General features: G+C 71.5%; 15 protein-coding genes. 1 reads left to right on the top strand and 14 read right to left on the bottom strand.

The window, feature by feature from the left end; all coding sequences use genetic code 11:
• The first annotated feature begins 119 nt into the window (after nt 1-119).
• Nucleotides 120-1,007, top strand: coding sequence for a LysR substrate-binding domain-containing protein (locus R0232_RS04915; protein WP_431511404.1), 888 nt, complete (start codon nt 120-122; stop codon nt 1,005-1,007).
• A 3-nt stretch (nt 1,008-1,010) separates the two neighbouring features.
• Here the strand turns inward: R0232_RS04915 and R0232_RS04910 are convergent, their stop codons facing one another.
• From R0232_RS04910 to R0232_RS04845, 14 genes are all read right to left on the bottom strand, one after another.
• Nucleotides 1,011-1,874, bottom strand: coding sequence for an isocitrate lyase/PEP mutase family protein (locus tag R0232_RS04910; protein WP_093354010.1), 864 nt, complete (start codon nt 1,872-1,874; stop codon nt 1,011-1,013).
• Complete coding sequence (locus R0232_RS04905) at nt 1,871-3,286, bottom strand: FAD-dependent oxidoreductase (protein WP_431511403.1); 1,416 nt, start codon at nt 3,284-3,286, stop codon at nt 1,871-1,873. Before R0232_RS04905 ends, R0232_RS04910 begins: the two co-directional genes overlap by 4 nt.
• On the bottom strand, nt 3,283-3,897 hold the full coding sequence (locus tag R0232_RS04900) for a cysteine hydrolase family protein (protein WP_296776886.1): 615 nt from the start codon (nt 3,895-3,897) through the stop codon (nt 3,283-3,285). The genes R0232_RS04905 and R0232_RS04900 overlap by 4 nt, the downstream gene beginning before the upstream one ends.
• On the bottom strand, nt 3,894-5,948 hold the full coding sequence (locus R0232_RS04895) for a hydantoinase/oxoprolinase family protein (RefSeq protein WP_431511402.1): 2,055 nt from the start codon (nt 5,946-5,948) through the stop codon (nt 3,894-3,896). The genes R0232_RS04900 and R0232_RS04895 overlap by 4 nt, the downstream gene beginning before the upstream one ends.
• Nucleotides 5,945-7,639, bottom strand: a complete 1,695-nt coding sequence (locus R0232_RS04890; RefSeq protein ID WP_431511401.1) for a hydantoinase B/oxoprolinase family protein — start codon at nt 7,637-7,639, stop codon at nt 5,945-5,947. The genes R0232_RS04895 and R0232_RS04890 overlap by 4 nt, the downstream gene beginning before the upstream one ends.
• Before the next feature lie 120 nt (nt 7,640-7,759).
• On the bottom strand, nt 7,760-8,728 hold the full coding sequence (locus R0232_RS04885) for a Bug family tripartite tricarboxylate transporter substrate binding protein (RefSeq protein WP_431511400.1): 969 nt from the start codon (nt 8,726-8,728) through the stop codon (nt 7,760-7,762).
• Nucleotides 8,729-8,765: 37 nt separating this feature from the next.
• Nucleotides 8,766-10,091: an MmgE/PrpD family protein gene (locus R0232_RS04880; protein ID WP_431511399.1), complete on the bottom strand. Its 1,326-nt coding sequence runs from the start codon at nt 10,089-10,091 to the stop codon at nt 8,766-8,768.
• Nucleotides 10,081-10,602, bottom strand: a complete 522-nt coding sequence (locus R0232_RS04875) for a 3-isopropylmalate dehydratase (RefSeq protein WP_431511398.1) — start codon at nt 10,600-10,602, stop codon at nt 10,081-10,083. Before R0232_RS04875 ends, R0232_RS04880 begins: the two co-directional genes overlap by 11 nt.
• Complete coding sequence (locus R0232_RS04870; RefSeq protein WP_431511397.1) at nt 10,599-11,873, bottom strand: 3-isopropylmalate dehydratase large subunit; 1,275 nt, start codon at nt 11,871-11,873, stop codon at nt 10,599-10,601. The genes R0232_RS04875 and R0232_RS04870 overlap by 4 nt, the downstream gene beginning before the upstream one ends.
• The gene (locus R0232_RS04865; RefSeq protein ID WP_057590950.1) at nt 11,870-12,826 is read right to left on the bottom strand and encodes a tripartite tricarboxylate transporter substrate binding protein; all 957 of its coding nucleotides are present in this window, start codon (nt 12,824-12,826) and stop codon (nt 11,870-11,872) included. Before R0232_RS04865 ends, R0232_RS04870 begins: the two co-directional genes overlap by 4 nt.
• A gap of 38 nt (nt 12,827-12,864) precedes the next feature.
• Nucleotides 12,865-13,575 carry an ABC transporter ATP-binding protein gene (locus R0232_RS04860; RefSeq protein WP_093353985.1) on the bottom strand — a complete coding sequence of 237 codons (711 nt, stop codon included), beginning with the start codon at nt 13,573-13,575 and terminating at the stop codon, nt 12,865-12,867.
• Nucleotides 13,572-14,336 carry an ABC transporter ATP-binding protein gene (locus R0232_RS04855; protein WP_431511396.1) on the bottom strand — a complete coding sequence of 255 codons (765 nt, stop codon included), beginning with the start codon at nt 14,334-14,336 and terminating at the stop codon, nt 13,572-13,574. Before R0232_RS04855 ends, R0232_RS04860 begins: the two co-directional genes overlap by 4 nt.
• Nucleotides 14,329-15,306, bottom strand: a complete 978-nt coding sequence (locus R0232_RS04850; RefSeq protein WP_431511395.1) for a branched-chain amino acid ABC transporter permease — start codon at nt 15,304-15,306, stop codon at nt 14,329-14,331. The genes R0232_RS04855 and R0232_RS04850 overlap by 8 nt, the downstream gene beginning before the upstream one ends.
• Complete coding sequence (locus R0232_RS04845; protein ID WP_203204273.1) at nt 15,303-16,175, bottom strand: branched-chain amino acid ABC transporter permease; 873 nt, start codon at nt 16,173-16,175, stop codon at nt 15,303-15,305. Before R0232_RS04845 ends, R0232_RS04850 begins: the two co-directional genes overlap by 4 nt.
• Between the last annotated feature and the right edge of the window lie 150 nt (nt 16,176-16,325).

The raw sequence follows: 16,325 nt of genomic DNA, 5'->3' as shown, positions 1-16,325 counted from the left end.
GGCGTTGAAGAACTTGAAGAAGTGCATGCAGTGTGGAAAATCCGGGCGTTCCCGTAAATGAAACTCTCACGACTTCAGAATTCCTGATTCAGGAACACCCAACCCACCCGTCACCCCCCATGTCGAACCGGCTCGAAGCCCTGCGCGTGTTCTGCGCCGCCGCCGATGCGGCCAACTTCCGCGATGCCGCGGTGCGCCTGGCGGTCTCGCCGCAGGTGGTCACGCGCGCCGTGCGCGAGCTCGAGGAGGAACTGGGCGAGCCGCTGTTCCACCGCAGCACGCGCGGCGTGCAGCTCACCGACTTCGGACGCCAGCTCGCGCAGCGCGCGCGCACCGCGGTCGGCGGGGTCGATGCGCTGTTCCACCGCACCGACCGGCGCGCGCTGTCGCAGCACGCGGGCACGGTGCGCGTCACCGCGCCCAACGTCTACGGCCGGCGGCTGATTCCCGAGGCGCTGGCGCCGATGCTGGCGGCACACCCGGGGCTGGTGCTCGACCTGCGGCTGTCGGAGGAACATGCCGACGTGGTCGACGAGCAGATCGACATCGGCGTGCGCGCCGGCCCGATCCGCGATGCGCGCTTCGTCGCGCGCACGGTCGGGCGCATGCAGCTGCGCGTGGTGGCGGCGCCGACGCTGATCGCGCGCACCGGCATCCCGCAGAACATCGAGGCGCTGCCGGGCTTTCCGCTCACCGCGCTGCTCGACCGCAGCGTGGGCCGGCCCTGGTCCTGGTTCTTCAGCAAGGGGCGGCAGATGCCGGTGGCGGCGCCGGCCTTCATCAGCGACGACGTGGAGGCCGAGTGCACCGCCGTGCGCGCGGGCCTGGGCTTCGGCCAGCTCGCGGGGCCGCTGGCCGAGCCGTTGATCGCGTCGGGCGAGCTGGTCGAGGTGCTCGAGGCCGAGGCGCCCGAGTCCTGGCCGATCCATGTCTACCGCTCGCAGCGCGCGCCGGTGCCGGCGCGCGTGCGGCTGGTCTACGACGAACTGGTGCGCGCGCTGCGCTGAGACCTACTCGTACTTCTGTCCTTCGAGCATCAGCTCGGGCGTGCCGATCACCGCGTTGAGCGCATCGAAGTCCAGCATCTGCGGCCGCCACGGCTGCGTGGTGCGGTGGCGGTGCAGGCTCGCGTAGTAGCCCTGCAGCGTGTGCGTCACGGCGCGCGCCGTGCCCCCCGGGAAGATCGCGATGCGAAAGCCATGCCGCTGCAATGCATCGGCATCCTCGATCGGCGTCTTGCCGCCTTCGACCATGTTGGCCAGCAGCGGCACGCGGTCGCCGAAGCGCCGGCAGGCCGCGTCCATCTGCTCGGGTGAACGCAGCGCCTCGATGAAAAGCGCGTCCACGCCGCAGGCGAGATAGGCCTCGGCGCGGTCGAGCGCGGCCTCCATGCCCTCGACCGCCACCGCGTCGGTGCGCGCGAGGATCAGGGTCTCGCTCGAGCTGCGTGCATCGAGCGCGGCCTTGAGCTTGCCGACCATCTCGCGCTCGGACACCACGGCCTTGCCGTCGAGGTGGCCGCAGCGCTTGGGAAAGGTCTGGTCCTCGATCTGCACCATGGCCGCGCCCGCGCGCTCGAAGCCGCGCACGGTACGCTGGGTGTTGAGCGCGTTGCCGAAGCCGGTGTCGGCATCGACGATCACCGGCACGCGCACGCGCTCGGTGATGCGCGCCAGCGTGTCGGCCACCTCGGTGAAGGTCGTGAGGCCGACGTCGGAGCGGCCGAGCCGCGTGTAGGCGATGGAGGCGCCCGAGAGGTACAGGGCCTCGAAGCCGGCCTGCTCGGCCACCAGTGCGCTGAGCGCGTCGTACACGCCGGGGGCGAGCACGATGTCGTTGCGCGCGAGCCGGGTCTTGAAGGAAGGATTCGTCATGCGGAGTGGTTCCTGGTTGGGTTGCGTGCGGCGAGCGTGCGCGCCGCGATGTAGCCGCCGGCCACGGCGCTCAGCAGGCCGTTGCCGGAGAGATAGCCCCAGACCGCGTCGCCCGACACGCCGCCCGCCGCGCCGCCCGCGGCCAGCAGGTTGTGAAAGGGCGTGCCGTCGTGGCGCAGCACACGCATGTCGGGCGCGGTGTCGAGGCCGCCCTGGGTGTGGAACAACGCGCCCGTGACCTTGACCGCGAAGTACGGTGCGTCGAGTCCGCGCGCGAACACGCGGCCGTCGGGCATGGGCGTGCCGGTACGCATCGCGTCGAGCGTGGCCTGCAGCACCGCGGCCTCGCAGCCGATGCAGTCGGCGAGCGCGGCCACCGACTCGCAGCGCCGCACGGCACCCGCCGCCTCGGCCTCGCAGAAGTCGGGAAAGCCGCGCGCCAGCGCGAGCAGTGGCGCGTCGAACACGTTCCAGGCGATGCCGCCCGGCTGTGCGAGCACATGCACCGCGGCTTCCGAGTAGCCCTGGGTCTCGTCATGGAAGCGCCGGCCCTCGCAGTTGAGCTGCACGCCGCCTTCCATCATCACGGCCCAGGACATCAGCGCGCCCTGCGGCGTGACCCAGGAGCCATGGCCCTGGTAGCCGCCGAGGTCGCGCAGCCGCGCGCCCAGCGCCTCGCCCCAGAGGATCGCGCTGCCGTCGTTGCCCACGTGGCCGCCGAACGCGGCCTCGGCCATCTCGGGCAGCAGCGTGCGCACCATCCGCGCATTGCCGCCGAAACCGTTGCAGGCCAGCAGCAGCGCATCGCAGCCCAGCGTCTCGCGGCTGCCGTCGGGGCGCGCGTACTCGACGCCGACCACGCGGTCGCCATCATCGAGCACCAGCGTGTCGACCAGCGCCTGCGTCAGCACCGGAATGCCGGCCGCCTCGGCGGCCGACTGCAGCGCCGCCATCAGCGCGGCGCCGGTCTTCTGTTCGAGCGCATGCATGCGGTGCACGCCATGGCCCGGATAGAGGAAGCCATCGAGCAGCAGCCACCGCAGCCCGTGCCGCGCCTGCAGCGCATCGAGCGCCGGGCCGATGGCGCCCGCATAGGCCGCGACCAGCGCGGGCGCCGCGCGGCCATGGGCCTTGGCCTGGATGTCGGCGGCGAAGCGCTCGGCGCTGTCGTCGAGCACACCGTGCGCGCGTTGCGCGAGCGTGCCGGGCGCGGGGATGAAGCCCGAGGACAGCGCGGTCGATCCGCTGGGCAGCGCATCGCGCTCGAGCACCACGCAATCCACGCCGGCATCGGCCAGCATCAGCGCGGCCGTGAGCCCGCAGGCGCCGCCGCCGACGATCGCCACTGGCACGCGCACCTCGGCCTCGACCGACGCCGCGCGGCGCACTGGTCGCGACGGGTTCGAACTCATGCGAGCGACGCGGCGAAGGCCGCGCAGTCCGTCACCTCGGCCACGTTGCGCATGTCGGCCAGCGAGGTCTGGTGGCGCTCCTCGCCGAAGGCCGCGCAGCCGTCGGCCAGCACCAGCGTGCGGTAGTCGCGCATGTGCGCATCGCGCACCGTGCTCGCGACGCCGCCGTTGGTGACGATGCCGCAGACCGCCACCGTGTCGATGCCCGCGCGGCGCAGCACCCAGTCGAGCTGGGTGTTGAAGAAGGCCGAGTACGCGACCTTGCTCACGTTCACGTCGACCAGCCCGGCCAGCGCGTCGACATTGGCCTGGCCCCAGCTGCCGGGCGCGAAGTCGCCCTTGGCGAGGTACGGGCGCAGCGCCTTCAGGTGCGGCGACACCATCGGCTCGCCCGAGGCATCGGGCCACAGCGTGAACTGGCTCGCCACCACCATGCCGCCCGCGGCCTTGAGCGCGCGCGCCACCGCGGCCACGCGCGCCGGCAGCAGCAGCGCCGGCGGGTTGGTATCGCCGCCGCGCGCATAGGCGCCCCGGGCATCGAGGAAGTCGTTCTGCAGGTCGATGATGACCAGCGCGGTGCGTGCCGCGATCGGTTGCCTGGCTTCGCTCATGACAGCCTCACGAGAAGGTTGCCGTGCGCATCGACCTCGGCATGGAAGCCGGGTTCGAGCCACACGGTGGTGTCGGCCTGCTCGAGGATCGCGGGTCCCTCGATGCGCGCGGCCACCGGTAGCTCCAGGCGCGCATAGCGTTGCGCCTCGTGCCAGCGGCCGTCGTGGAACACGCGCTGCGTGCCCAGCGGCGCGGTGCTGCCCTGCCCCTCGGGCGCGAGCACCTTGAGGTCGAACTTGGGCCGCACGCCGATGCGCGCATAGCGCAGGTTCATCACGCGGATCGCGATGCCCTCGAGCACGCGGCCGAAGGCGGCCGTGTAGCTGGCCTCGAAGGCGGCGCGGATGGCCGCGGCCGTGAGCGGCGCGCTGCCCAGCACCACGGGCAGCGTGTGGGTCTGGCCCGCGTAGAGCATGTCGAGCGCGATCACCTCGCGCACCTCGTCGAAGCGCACGCCCGAGGAGTCGAGGCGCTGCTGGCAGCTCGCGGACAGCTCGTCGATGCGGCGCTGGACCTCCGCCACGTCGAGTTCGGCCAGCGGCTTGTTGAGCGTCTGCACCGCGTCGTGGCGCATGTCGGCGATCACGCAGCCCAGCGCCGAGGTCACGCCGGGATAGCGCGGCACGATGCCGGTGGCCACGCCGACCTCGCGCATCATCGCGCACACGTGCAGCGCGCCGCCGCCGCCGAAGGGCATGTAGGCGAAGCGGCGCGGATCGTGGCCGCGCTCGATCGACACCAGGCGAATGGCGCCGGCCATGCGCGCATTGGCCACCGTGAGGATGGCCTCGGCGGCCGCGTGCACGTCCAGGCCCAGCGGGCGCGCAACGTGTTCCTCGATGGCCTGGCGCGACTTCTCGCCGTCGAGCGCCGCGAGCAAACCGCCGCCCAGCGGCCGGTCGGCCGCGATGCGGCCCAGCAGCACGTTGGCATCGGTCACGGTCGGGCGCATGTTGCCGCGCCCGTAGCAGGCCGGGCCCGGCACGCTGCCGGCCGACTCGGGGCCCACCTGCAGCATGCCGCTCGCATCCACCGAGGCGATCGAGCCGCCGCCCGCGCCGATGGTCTCGATCTGGATCATCGGCGAGCGGATCACCATGCCGAACTCGATCGCGGTCTGCGCCGCCAGCGCGGCCTCGCCGTTGGCCACCAGCGAGACGTCGAACGAGGTGCCGCCCATGTCGCCGGTGATCGCGTTCGGGAAGCCGGCCGCGCGCGCGATGGCCGCGCAGGCGATCACGCCGGCCGCCGGGCCCGACAGCGCGGTGCGCACCGGCAGGTCGCTCGCGGTCTGGCGCGACATCACGCCGCCGTTGCTCTGCACCACCAGCAGTTCGCCCGCGAAGCCCTGCGCGCGCAGGTCCGACTCGAGCCGGCCGAGGTAGCTGCCCACCACCGGCTGCAGCGCGGCATTGAGCGTGGCGGTCGAGCAGCGCTCGAACTCGCGGATCTCGGGCAGCACCTCGCTGGCCGAGGTGACGTGCGGATTCGGCCAGAGCTCGCGCACCGCCGCGACCGCGAGCCGCTCGTTCGCCGGGTTGGCGTAGGTGTTGATGAAGAACACGCAGACCGCCTCGCAGCCGGCCTCGAGCAGCGCGCGCGCCTCGGCGCGCACCTGGTCGAGATCGACCGGCGTGTGCAAGGTGCCGTCGGCCAGCACGCGCTCGTCGACCTCGCGGCGCAGGTCGCGCGGCACCACGGGCAGGAAGCTGCCGCGCAGGCCCCAGGTCTGGGGCCGGTCGCGGCGGCGCATCTCGAGCACGTCGCGGAAGCCGCGCGTGGTGATGATGCCGGTGCGCGCCACCTTGCGCTCGAGCAGCGCATTGGTGCCGACGGTGGTGCCGTGCACGATGGTGGCGATGGCCGCGGCCGAATCGGCCACGCGTGCCACGCCGTTCATGAAGCCGCGCGCTTCCTCGCCGCGCGTGGACGGCACCTTGACGATGCGCGCCGTGCCGTTCGCCTCGTCGAGCACGAACAGGTCGGTGAAGGTGCCGCCGACGTCGACGCCGACGACCAGGGAATTGCGGGAGTTGCCAGGGGAGCTCATTCGGATGCCTCGTCCTTGTCGTTCTTGTCGTTGCCGGTCGTCACATAGCCCATCGCGCGGTCGGCCGCGCGCTGCGCCGCGGGCCGCTCGGCGGCCTCGCCCCACCCGCCGCCGCCCGGCGTCTCGAGCCGCACGCGCTCGCCGCGCTCGAGCCGGATGCCGCGCATCTTCGAGACCATCGGCGGCACGTGCCATTCGCCCGCGTTCTCGTAGCGGAACACGTTGACCGCGCCCGCGCCGCCGCCCGCGATGCCCTTGGGCGGCGAGGTGCCGCGCTCGCCGAACACGAAGACCTCGGCGTCCTGCTCGAGCAGCTCGATCTCGTAGACGGCGCCGAGGCCGCCACGGTGCCGGCCGTCGCCGCCCGAATCGGCGCGCAGCGACCATTCGGTGAAGCGCACCGGGTAGGCCGCCTCGAGGATCTCCAGCGGCGGAATGGTCGCGGTCGAGATCGGCGCATTGCCATGCGAGAGCCCGTCGCCGCCCGAGTGGCCGCCATGGCCGCCGCCGAAGAAGCTGAACATCACCCAGCGCTGGCCCTCGCGGCCCTTGTCGCTGCGGTGGCCCGCGATCGACAGCGCGTTGATGGTGCCGTAGGCCTGCGCGACGGCGCGCGTGGGATCGGCCTGCGCGGCGGCGCTGAAGATCACGTCGATCATGCGCAGGATGGTCTCGGTGTAGCCGCCGACCGGGCGTGGCCGCTCGGCGCTGATCACCAGCTTGTCGGGAATCAGGAAATCCACCGCGTCGAGCACGCCGGCATTGGCGGGCACGTCGGGGAACAGATGCTTGAGCGCGACGTAGCAGGCCGCCACGGCCGTGGCGCGCGAGATGTTGACCGGCCCCGCGCATTGCGCCGAGGTGCGCGAGAAGTCGAGCAGCAGCCGGTCGCCGGCCACCGTCATGTCGAGCGCGATGGTCAGCGGCTCGTTCACGATGCCGTCGTTGTCGAGCAGGTCCTCGAAGCTGTAGCGGCCGTCGGGCAGCGAGGCGATGTGCGAGCGCATCAACCGCAGCGCGCGGCCGCGCAGCTCGCCGAGCGCGTTCAGCACCAGGTCGTCGCCGTACTCGTCGAGCAGGCCGTTCAGCCGCTTGGCGCCGAGCTCGAGCGCCGCGAGCTGGCCGTTGAGGTCGCCCCAGAGGCTGTCGGGCAGGCGCGTGTTGGCCTGCAGGATCGCGAGCACGTCGGCATCGAGCTTGCCGTCGCGCACGATGCGCACCGGCGGGATCTGCACCGCCTCCTGCCAGCACTCGGTGGCCGCGGGGTTGTAGTTGCCGGGCACCGCGCCGCCCACGTCGTGCCAGTGCGCGGCCGAGGCCATGTGGCAGTAGAGCTTGCCGTGGCGGAAGAAGGGCTTGACGAGCTTGAAGTCGTTGGCGTGCGTGCCGCCGTCGTAGGCATCGTTGCTGATCCAGATGTCGCCGTCCTTCATGCCGCCGCGCGGCTCGGCCGCGGCGACGGTGGCGCGCACGGCGAAGGCCATGGCGCCGACGAACACCGGCAGGCCCGACTTGCCCTGCACCAGCGTGTCGCCGCTGGTCGCGTCGTACAGGCCGTGGCAGGCGTCGTGCGCCTCGGCGATGATGGGATTGAACGCGCTGCGGTAGAGCGTGGCGTCCATCTCGTCGGCCACCTGCTCGAGGCGGCCGCGCAGCACGGCGAGCGTGACGGGGTCGAGTGTGTCGTTCATTCGGATCTCCATGTCGATGCGGCTCTCTTCGGGAAATACCGCGGAACCGGCTTTGCCGGGCCGCAGGTATTGCCCCCTGGAAGGGGGTTGGCGGCCACACGAAGTGGGCAAGCCTGGGGGTCAGTCAACTTTTGCGCCGCTGGTCTTGACGACCTTGGCCCACTTGTCGATTTCCTTTTTCACGTGGGCGGCGAATTCCGCCTGCGTGGAACCCACCGGCTCGGCGCCCAGCGCGGCCAGCTTCTCGCGCACCTCGGGCAACTTGAGGACGCGCTGCACCTCGGCCGAGAGCTTGTCGACCACCGGCTGCGGCGTGCCCTTGGGCGCGAACAGGCCCGACCAGGCATCGGCATAGAAGCCCGGGTAGCTCTCGGCGATGGTCGGCAGATCGGGCAGCGAAGGCGAGCGGCGCAGGCTGGTGAGCGCGATCGCGCGCAGCTTGCCGGCCTTGACGTGCGGCAGCGCCGAGGGCAGCCCGTCGACCATCATCTGCACCTGGCCGGCCAGCAGGTCGGACACCGCGGGCGCGCTGCCCTTGTAGGGCACGTGCGTGATGTCGACGCCGGCCTCGGCCTTGAGCATCTCCATGCCCAGGTGCGCGGCCGTGCCGTTGCCCAGCGATGCGTAGTTGAGCTTGCCGGGCTCCTTCTTCGCGAGCGCGACCAGCTCGGCCAGGTTCTTCGCGGGCACCGAGGGATGCACCACCAGCACGTTGGGCACCACGGCCACCTGGCTGATGGCGACGAAGTCGGCCACCGGGTCGTAGGGCATCCTGCTGTAGAGCGAGGTGTTGATGGCATGCGAGCCGGTCACGCCCATCACCAGCGTGTAGCCGTCGGCCGGCGCCTTGGCCACGAGGTCAGAGCCCACGTTGCCGCCCGCGCCCGCGCGGTTGTCGACCACCACGGGCTGGCCCCAGTGCTCGCTCATCTTCACCGCGACCAGTCGCGCCGCGGCATCGGTGGCACCGCCCGGCGGGAAGGGCACGACGATGCGGATCGCCTTGTCGGGAAAGCCGCCGGCCTGGGCGGCGGCGACGAGCGGCAGGCACACGAGCAGCGTGCTGGCGAGGTAGCGCAGGAGTTTCATGGTGGGTGGGGCGTGAAGGTGGTGAAGAGGAATCGGGTCAGAGCCGTTGCCACAGCGCTCCGAGCGCGGTGCCGGCGGGCGCGTCGAGCACGCCGTCGCAGAAGGCCTGGGCGCGCGCCGGCGCGACGGACTGCGCGACGTAGTGCTTGAACTTGGCGAGCAAGGCCGCGCGGTCCAGCGGGTTCTGGGCGTCGCCCGCGATAGTGGTCACGGTCTCTTCGTGCGTGCCGCCGTCGTGCGTCAGCGCGAGCGTGGCGCCGCGCTCGCGGCGCGCCGTGAGACCGGCGTCGACCTCGAGCTCGACCAGCGCCTCGAGCCGGCGCAGCTCGGCGTCGTCGAAGCGCGGCGCGGCATACACCGAGGGGTCGACATCGCCGAAGCGCAGCATCGCCGCGAGGCCGAAGCTCAGGCTGAACTGCGCCTGGATCGGCGTGCGCGGCGCGCGGTTGCCGCAATAGACGATCGCTTCCTCGTAGACCGTGAGCACGATGCGTCGGATGCCCGTGGTGTCGCCGCCCAGCCGTTCGCGGATGGCGCGCGCGGCGGTCGCGCCGTAGTGCACGTGGCGCACAGCCGCGAAGGGCTTGAGGTAGGCGTCGCGCAGCAGCAGCGTCGACGCATCGGGCAGGGGCTGCGCGGCGGCCGCCGCATGGTTCGCCGCGTAGTGGGCCAGCGCCCCCTCGGGCGCGTCGATGCCGGCCGCGCTCGCGAAGGCCGCCTGCAGCCCCAGCGAAGCGCTGTGTCCCAGGTAGGTGTTGCGGGCGGTGCGGCCCTGCGCCACCGGCAGGTAGAGGCTGGTGGCGAGCTGGCAGGCCGCGATGTCGATGGCCTGCACGATGGCCTCGGGCGACAGGCCCAGCAGCCGCGCCGCGCCCGCCGCCACGCCGAGCGCGGGCCAGTTGGCATCGACGTGCATGCCGGGGCGGATGCGCAGCCAGGCGCCGCAGCGCGCGCCGACCTCGTAGCCGAGCACGAAGGCATCGACGAAGTCGCCGAGGCTGGCGTCGCGCCGCAATGCGAGCGGCAGCAGCGCCGCCACCAGCGGCACGCCGGGCCGGCCGTGCGCGAGCGCATGGCCTTCGCAGGCCTCGTCCCAGGTCGCGGCCATGGCGATGACCTGCGCGGCCGCCTGCACGGCCAGCGACGGGCCGGCGGGAAAGGCGAAGCCGCCGGGTTCGCAGGCGGCGAGCGCGGCCTCGAGCCGGCGCACCTCGCCTGCCTGCCGGCCCGCGAGCGCGCAGCCGACCGTGTCGACGAGCAGCCGGCGCGCCTGCGAGGCGGCTTCGGCATCGGCCGGCCGCGCCGCATGCAGCGCCACCACGGCCTGCAGCACCTCGCGTTGCGGATCGATGTCAGACGGCATCGGCTTCCTTCTTCGCCGCCATGCGACGGCGCAGCAGCGGCAGCAAGCCGCCGGCCTCGACCATCTCGGTCAGGAAGCCCGGCACGGGCTCGCAGGCCAGCGTGCGCCCGTCGGCGCCGCGCAGCGCGGGCGTGCCGATGTCGAGCGCGATCTGTTCGCCGTCGTGCAGCGACTCGGCCTCGGCGCAGGTCAACAGCAGCAGGCCGACGTTGAACGCATTGCGGAAGAAGAGCCCGCTGTACGAGGGCGCGATCACCGCGGCCACGCCCAGCTGCACCAGCACGGCCGCGGCCTGCTCGCGCGAGGATCCGATGCCGAAGTTGGGGCCGGCCACGATCACGTCGCCCGAGCGAACCTCGCGCGCGAACTCGGGGCGGATGGCTTCGAGGCAGTGCTGCGCGATGCGCTCGATGCCATGCTTCATCGCATGGCCGGGCGCGAGCGCGTCGGTGTCGATGTCGGCGCCCAGGCGCCAGACACGGTGCAGACAGTGCAGGTCATGACCACTCATGCCAGCACCTCGCGCGGATCGGTCACGCAGCCGCGCAGCGCGGCGGCGGCCACCGTGTAAGGCGAGCCCAGGTAGACCTGCGCGGTCGGCGAGCCCATGCGGCCCTTGAAGTTGCGCGCGGTGGTCGAGATGACGGTGATGTCGTCGCCCATCGGATCGCCATAGCCCGAGCAGGCGCCGCAGGCGGTGGGGAACAGCTCGGCGCCGGCCTCCATCAGCACCTGCAGCACGCCCTCCTCGCGCGCCTGCTCCTGGTCGCGCAGGCTCGCGGGCGCCACGATCAGGCGGATGCCGTTCGCGACCTTGTGGCCGCGCAGCACCTGCGCGGCGGCGCGCAGGTCGTCGAGCTTGGCGCCGGTGCAGGCGCCGATGTAGGCCACGTCGACCGGGGTGCCGACGAAGCGGCTCACGCCATGCGCATTGGCCGGGCTGTGCGGCGCGGCCACGTGGGGTTCGAGCGTGGCGGCATCGAAGCGGTGGTCCGTGAGCGCCGCATCGGCGTCGGTGAACCACGGCGCCATGTCGACCGGCGGCGCGCCGGCTCCGGCCAGGCACGCGGCCGTGGTGGCATCGGGCGCGATCAGCCCGGCCTGCGCGCCGAGCTCGGCGCTCATGTTCGAGAGCGTCATGCGCTCCTGCATCGACAGCGCGACCACCGCCGGCCCCGCGAACTCCACGGCCTGGTAGCGGCCGCCGTTCATGCCGAAGCGGCCGATCATGTGCAGCATCATGTCCTTGGCGGTCACGCCCGCGGGCAGCGCGCCGTCCCACCACATGCGCAGGGTCTCGGGCACGCGCAGCCAGATCTCGCCGGTGACCACCACGCCGAGCATCTCGGTGCTGCCGACGCCGAACATGTAGGCGCCGAAGGCACCGCCCGTGGGCGAGTGCGAGTCGCCGCCCACGCACAGCATGCCGGGGCGGATGTGGCCGTGCTGCGGCACCACCACGTGGCAGATGCCCTGGCTGTCGTAGACGTGCGGCAGCTTCTGATCGCGCGCCCAGTCGCGCGCGATGCGCACGATGCGGCGCGAGTCGTCGTCGCGCTCGGGCACGTAGTGGTCCATCACGAGCACCACGCGCGAGCGGTCCCAGATCTGCGCACCGAGCTCCTCGAGCATGGGCTGCAGGCGGCGCGGTCCCGAGGAGTCGTGGAACATCGCGAGATCGACGCCGCAGGTCACGATCTCGCCCACCGCCACCCGCTCGCGGCCGCTGGCGCGCGCGATGAGCTTTTGCGCCAGGGTCTGTGCTGAAGCCGTCGAGGTCATTCGGGCTTGGCTCCCGAGAACTTGACCACCTTGGCCCAGCGCACGATCTCGCTCTGCACGAAGGCCGAGAACTGCTCGCTCGAATTGCCGACCGGGATCGCGCCCTCGATCTCGAGGCGCTGGCGCATGTCGGCCTGCTGCAGCGCATGGCGCGCGGCATCGCCGATCTGCTTGATCCGCTCGGCGGGCATGCGCGCGGGGCCGAACAGGCCGAACCAGGCGCTCGATTCGTAGCCGGGCAACGCCTCGGCGATGGCCGGCACCTCGGGGAAGGCCGGCAGCCGCTTCGCCGTGGTCACGCCCAGCGCCTTGAGCTTGCCGGCCTGGATGTGGGCCTTGACGTTGCCCACGGCCGCGAACATCAGCTGCACCTGGCCCGCGAGCACGTCCTGCACGGCAGGCGAGGTGCCCTTGTAGGGGATGTTCACGATGTCCACGCCCGACTGCATCTTGAAGGCCTCGCCCGCCATGTGCAGCGACGAGCCCACGGCGCCGATCGCGAAGTTGAGCTGGCCCGGCTTGGCCTTGGCGAGCGCGATCAGCTCGCGCACGTCCTTCGCGGGCACCGAGGGATGGGCGACCAGGATCGAGGGCGAGGTCGCGACGCAAGTGAGCGCGGTGAAGTCCTTCACCGGATCGAAGGGCAGGCTCGGATAGAGCGTGGCGTTGATCGCATGGCTGGTGAAGCTCATCAGCAGCGTGTTGCCGTCGGGCGCGGCCTTGGCCACGGCATCGGCCGCGATGTTGCCGCCCGCGCCGGGCTTGTTCTCGACGATGACGTTGCGGCCCAGCGCCGGGCCCATGCTCACGGCCAGCGAGCGCGCCAGCGTGTCGGTGGAGCCGCCCGCGGGCGCGCCGACCAGGATGCGCACAGGCGCGCCGCCGATCTGCGCCAGGCTGTGGCCGGCCCATGCGGCGGCCAGCGACGAGAGGAGGATGTCGCGTCTTTTCATGTGTTGTTCTCCGGAAGATCGTGGGGGGAACGCGCGCCTCAAAGTCCCAGGTAGGCGCGCCGCAGTTCGTCGCTCACGAGCAGCTCGCCGGGCAGGCCCGAGAAGCGCACGCTGCCGTTCTCGAGCACGTAGGCGCGGTCGGCGATCTCGAGCGACTGGCCGACGTTCTGCTCGACCAGCAGCACGGCCAGGCCGCCGTCGCGCAGTTCGCGGATCAGCGTGAACATCTCCTCGACCAGCAGCGGCGAGAGGCCCAGCGAAGGCTCGTCGAGGATCAGCAGCACCGGCTCGGCCATCAGCCCGCGCGCGATGGCCAGCATCTGCTGCTCGCCGCCGCTCATGGTGCCGGCATGCTGGTCCATGCGCTCGCGCAGGCGCGGGAACAGCGCGAACGATTTCTCGAGGTTCTGCGCCCGGCGCTCGCGCGCCCGCGTGAACGAGCCGAGCTCGAGGTTCTCGCGCACGCTGAGGTTGGGAAACACCTTGCGGCCCTCGGGCACCTGGATCAGGCCGGCCTTGACGACGTCGCGGTAGTGCGCGCCGCTCAGGTCCTTGCCATCGAAGCGCACCGTGCCGCCCCAGGCCGGGCAGAGGCCGCAGACCATCTTGTTGAGCGTGGACTTACCCGCGCCGTTGCTGCCGAGCAGCGCGACCATCTCGCCGGCGTTCACCTTCAGGTCGACGCCACGCAGCACCTCGACGCGGCCATAGCCGCCGCGCAGGCCTTCGATTTCCAGCAGTGCGCTCATACGGCGGCTCCCGTTGCGGCCTTGCGCAGCCGTGCCGCGGTGCCATGGCCCAGGTAGGCCTCGACCACCCGGTCGTCGGAGGTCACCTGCGCCGGGCTGCCCTCGGCGATCAGTTGGCCCTGCGCCAGCACCCAGACATGCTCGGCGAGGTTCATCACGGCCTGCATCACGTGTTCGATCATCAGCACGGTCACGCCGCTCGCGGCGATGCCGCGCACCACCGGCATCATCTCGGCGATCTCCTGCGGGTTGAGGCCGGCCAGCACCTCGTCGAGCAGCAGCAGGCGCGGCCGGGTGGCGAGCGCGCGCGCGAGCTCGAGGCGCTTGCGGCCGGCCACGGTGAGGTCGGAGGCGGGCTTGTCGAGCTGCGGCGCGAGGCCCACGCGCTGCGCCACGGCCTCGGCCTCGCGCAGCGCCTCGGTGCGGCCGTGCAGGTGCAGGTGGGCGCCGACCGCGATGTTCTCGCGCACGGTCTGCGCGGCGAAGGGCTTCACGATCTGGAAGGTGCGGGTCATGCCGAGCGCGGCATTGCGGTGCGGCTCGCGGCCGGTGATGTCCTGGCCCGCGAAGCGCACGCTGCCGGCGTCGGGCTTGAGGAAGCCCGACATCAGCGCGAACAGCGTGGTCTTGCCCGCGCCGTTCGGTCCGATCAGTGCGCTGAGGCTGCCCTCGCGCACGGCGAGGCTCACGTTCTGCACCGCCTTGAGCCCGCCGAAGGAGCGCGAGACGCCCTCGAGCAACAGCAGGGAAGAGTCACTCATCGCGGCCTCCCTTCGCGCTCCAGAGCTGCCGCACCGACTGGCCGATGCCCGCGATGCCGCGCGGCACGAAGATCACGATCAGCACGAGCACGGTGCCGTAGATCACCATGTTGATGCCCGGCAGCTCTCCGAACAGGTTGCGCGTGAAGTCCGACAGCAGGTGTAGCACCACCGCGCCGAGCACCGGGCCCCACACCGTGCCCATGCCGCCGACGATGGCCGCCACCAGCGCCTCGACCGACACGCCCGCGCCATAGGCGATGCCGGCATCGATGTACTGGAACACCTGCACGTAGAAGGCACCGGCCGCGCCCATGAAGGCGGCCGACAGACCGATGGCCGCGAGCTTGACTCGGAAGGGGTCGACGCCGACGGCGCGCGCCGCGTCCTCGTTGTCGCGCACCGCCTGCAGGTAGGCGCCGAAGCGGCCGTTGCGCAGCCAGCAGGTGACGAGCAGCGCCACCACGACCATCGCGAGCACCACCCACAGGTAGCCGGCGCGCGTGGCGAACTGCAGGTTGGCGACCGACTCGCGCAGCGGCACCATGAGCCCGACGCCACCGCCCGTGAAGTCGACCGACAGCGCGAGGATGCGGAACACCTCGGCGAAGGCCAGCGTGACCAGCGCGAAGTACGAGCCCTTGAGGCCGTAACGGAAGCTCAGCGCGCCAATGAACAGGCCCACCAGCGCGGCACCGGCGATGGCCAGCGGCAGCGCGATCCAGGCATTGATGCCGCCCTGCAGCTGCGCGATGGCCTGGATGTAGGCGCCGGTGCCGAAGAACAGCGCATGGCCGAACGAGAACTGGCCGCCGAAGCCACCGAGGATGTTCCAGGCCTGCGCGATCAGCGTGGCGTAGAGCGCCATCATCACGAAGTTGAGCGTGACGCCCGAGGTCGTGACCAGCGGCACGCACGCCACCAATACCGCGAACAGCGCGATGCCCGCGAGTTGCTTTGCGGCGCTCATGCCTTGGCTCCGAACATGCCCTGCGGCCGGAACAGCACCACGCCGATGAAGATCGCGAAGATGCCGATCTGTCCCAGCGATTCGCCGAGGTAGAGGCCGCCGAGCGACTCCACCACGCCGACCAGGAAGCCGCCGATCAGCGCGCCGACGAAGCTGCCCATGCCGCCGAGCACGACGATGGTGAAGGCCACGAGCACGAAGCCGCCGCCCACCTGCGGGTTGACGTAGTAGGCCGGCAGCAGGAAGCAGGCGGCCGCGCCGAGACAGGCCAGGCCGATGCCGAAGCTCATGGCGTAGACATGGTCGACGTCGATGCCCATGAGCTTGGCGCCCTCCTTCTCCTTGGCGACGGCGCGGATGGCGCGGCCGAGGTCGGTGCGGCCCATGATCCAGAACAGGATGCCCGAGACCACGAGCGCGCCCGCGAAGGCCACCAGCTTGGGCACGGCGATCATCGCGGGGCCGATGGCCACGGTGCTCAGCGAATAGGCGGTGTCGATGTTGCGCGTGTCGGACTTGAAGAACAGCAGCGCGAGGTTCTCCATCACGATCGCGATGCCGAGCGTGGCGAGCAGGATGTTCTCGTCCTTGCCGTGGCCCGCGCGGTTGATCACCACGCGCTGCAGCGCATAGCCGAGCGCGAACATGCCCAGCACCACCACGGGCAGCGCGAGGTAGGGATCGATGCCCAGCCGCTCCTTGAGGAAGTACACCGCGTACAGCGCCACCATCAGGCAGGCGCCGTGCGCGAAGTTGATGATGTGCAGCACGCCGTAGATCAGCGTGAGGCCCAGCGCGATCAGTGCGTAGACGGCGCCTGTCGTGAGGCCGTTGAGCACCGAGGGGAAGAGGATGCTGGGGTCTAGCATTTTGGGAACGTGCTCTCGTTTTGGAGACCGCCCGGCATGCGGTGCGGGTCGAGCGACCCCACTGCGCCGGCCGCTTCGCGGCTGCCCTGCGGTGCTCGCGTTTCGCGGGGTCTCGCAGAACTCGCTTCGCTCAGATAGCTGCGAGCCCTG

This window comes from Variovorax sp. DAIF25, from assembly GCF_050711835.1.
In the GTDB taxonomy this organism is placed as follows: domain Bacteria; phylum Pseudomonadota; class Gammaproteobacteria; order Burkholderiales; family Burkholderiaceae_C; genus Variovorax.
Note: the sequence above shows the minus strand (reverse complement) of the source record. Positions and strands in the feature narration are given on the sequence as shown.

What these genes read in the sequence shown, in the direction of transcription:
- R0232_RS04915 (WP_431511404.1), top strand. Translation starts at nt 120, where the DNA reads ATGTCGAACCGGCTCGAAGCCCTGCGCGTGTTCTGCGCCGCCGCCGAT.
- R0232_RS04910 (WP_093354010.1), bottom strand. Translation starts at nt 1,874, where the DNA reads ATGACGAATCCTTCCTTCAAGACCCGGCTCGCGCGCAACGACATCGTG.
- R0232_RS04905 (WP_431511403.1), bottom strand. Translation starts at nt 3,286, where the DNA reads ATGAGTTCGAACCCGTCGCGACCAGTGCGCCGCGCGGCGTCGGTCGAG.
- R0232_RS04900 (WP_296776886.1), bottom strand. Translation starts at nt 3,897, where the DNA reads ATGAGCGAAGCCAGGCAACCGATCGCGGCACGCACCGCGCTGGTCATC.
- R0232_RS04895 (WP_431511402.1), bottom strand. Translation starts at nt 5,948, where the DNA reads ATGAGCTCCCCTGGCAACTCCCGCAATTCCCTGGTCGTCGGCGTCGAC.
- R0232_RS04890 (WP_431511401.1), bottom strand. Translation starts at nt 7,639, where the DNA reads ATGAACGACACACTCGACCCCGTCACGCTCGCCGTGCTGCGCGGCCGC.
- R0232_RS04885 (WP_431511400.1), bottom strand. Translation starts at nt 8,728, where the DNA reads ATGAAACTCCTGCGCTACCTCGCCAGCACGCTGCTCGTGTGCCTGCCG.
- R0232_RS04880 (WP_431511399.1), bottom strand. Translation starts at nt 10,091, where the DNA reads ATGCCGTCTGACATCGATCCGCAACGCGAGGTGCTGCAGGCCGTGGTG.
- R0232_RS04875 (WP_431511398.1), bottom strand. Translation starts at nt 10,602, where the DNA reads ATGAGTGGTCATGACCTGCACTGTCTGCACCGTGTCTGGCGCCTGGGC.
- R0232_RS04870 (WP_431511397.1), bottom strand. Translation starts at nt 11,873, where the DNA reads ATGACCTCGACGGCTTCAGCACAGACCCTGGCGCAAAAGCTCATCGCG.
- R0232_RS04865 (WP_057590950.1), bottom strand. Translation starts at nt 12,826, where the DNA reads ATGAAAAGACGCGACATCCTCCTCTCGTCGCTGGCCGCCGCATGGGCC.
- R0232_RS04860 (WP_093353985.1), bottom strand. Translation starts at nt 13,575, where the DNA reads ATGAGCGCACTGCTGGAAATCGAAGGCCTGCGCGGCGGCTATGGCCGC.
- R0232_RS04855 (WP_431511396.1), bottom strand. Translation starts at nt 14,336, where the DNA reads ATGAGTGACTCTTCCCTGCTGTTGCTCGAGGGCGTCTCGCGCTCCTTC.
- R0232_RS04850 (WP_431511395.1), bottom strand. Translation starts at nt 15,306, where the DNA reads ATGAGCGCCGCAAAGCAACTCGCGGGCATCGCGCTGTTCGCGGTATTG.
- R0232_RS04845 (WP_203204273.1), bottom strand. Translation starts at nt 16,175, where the DNA reads ATGCTAGACCCCAGCATCCTCTTCCCCTCGGTGCTCAACGGCCTCACG.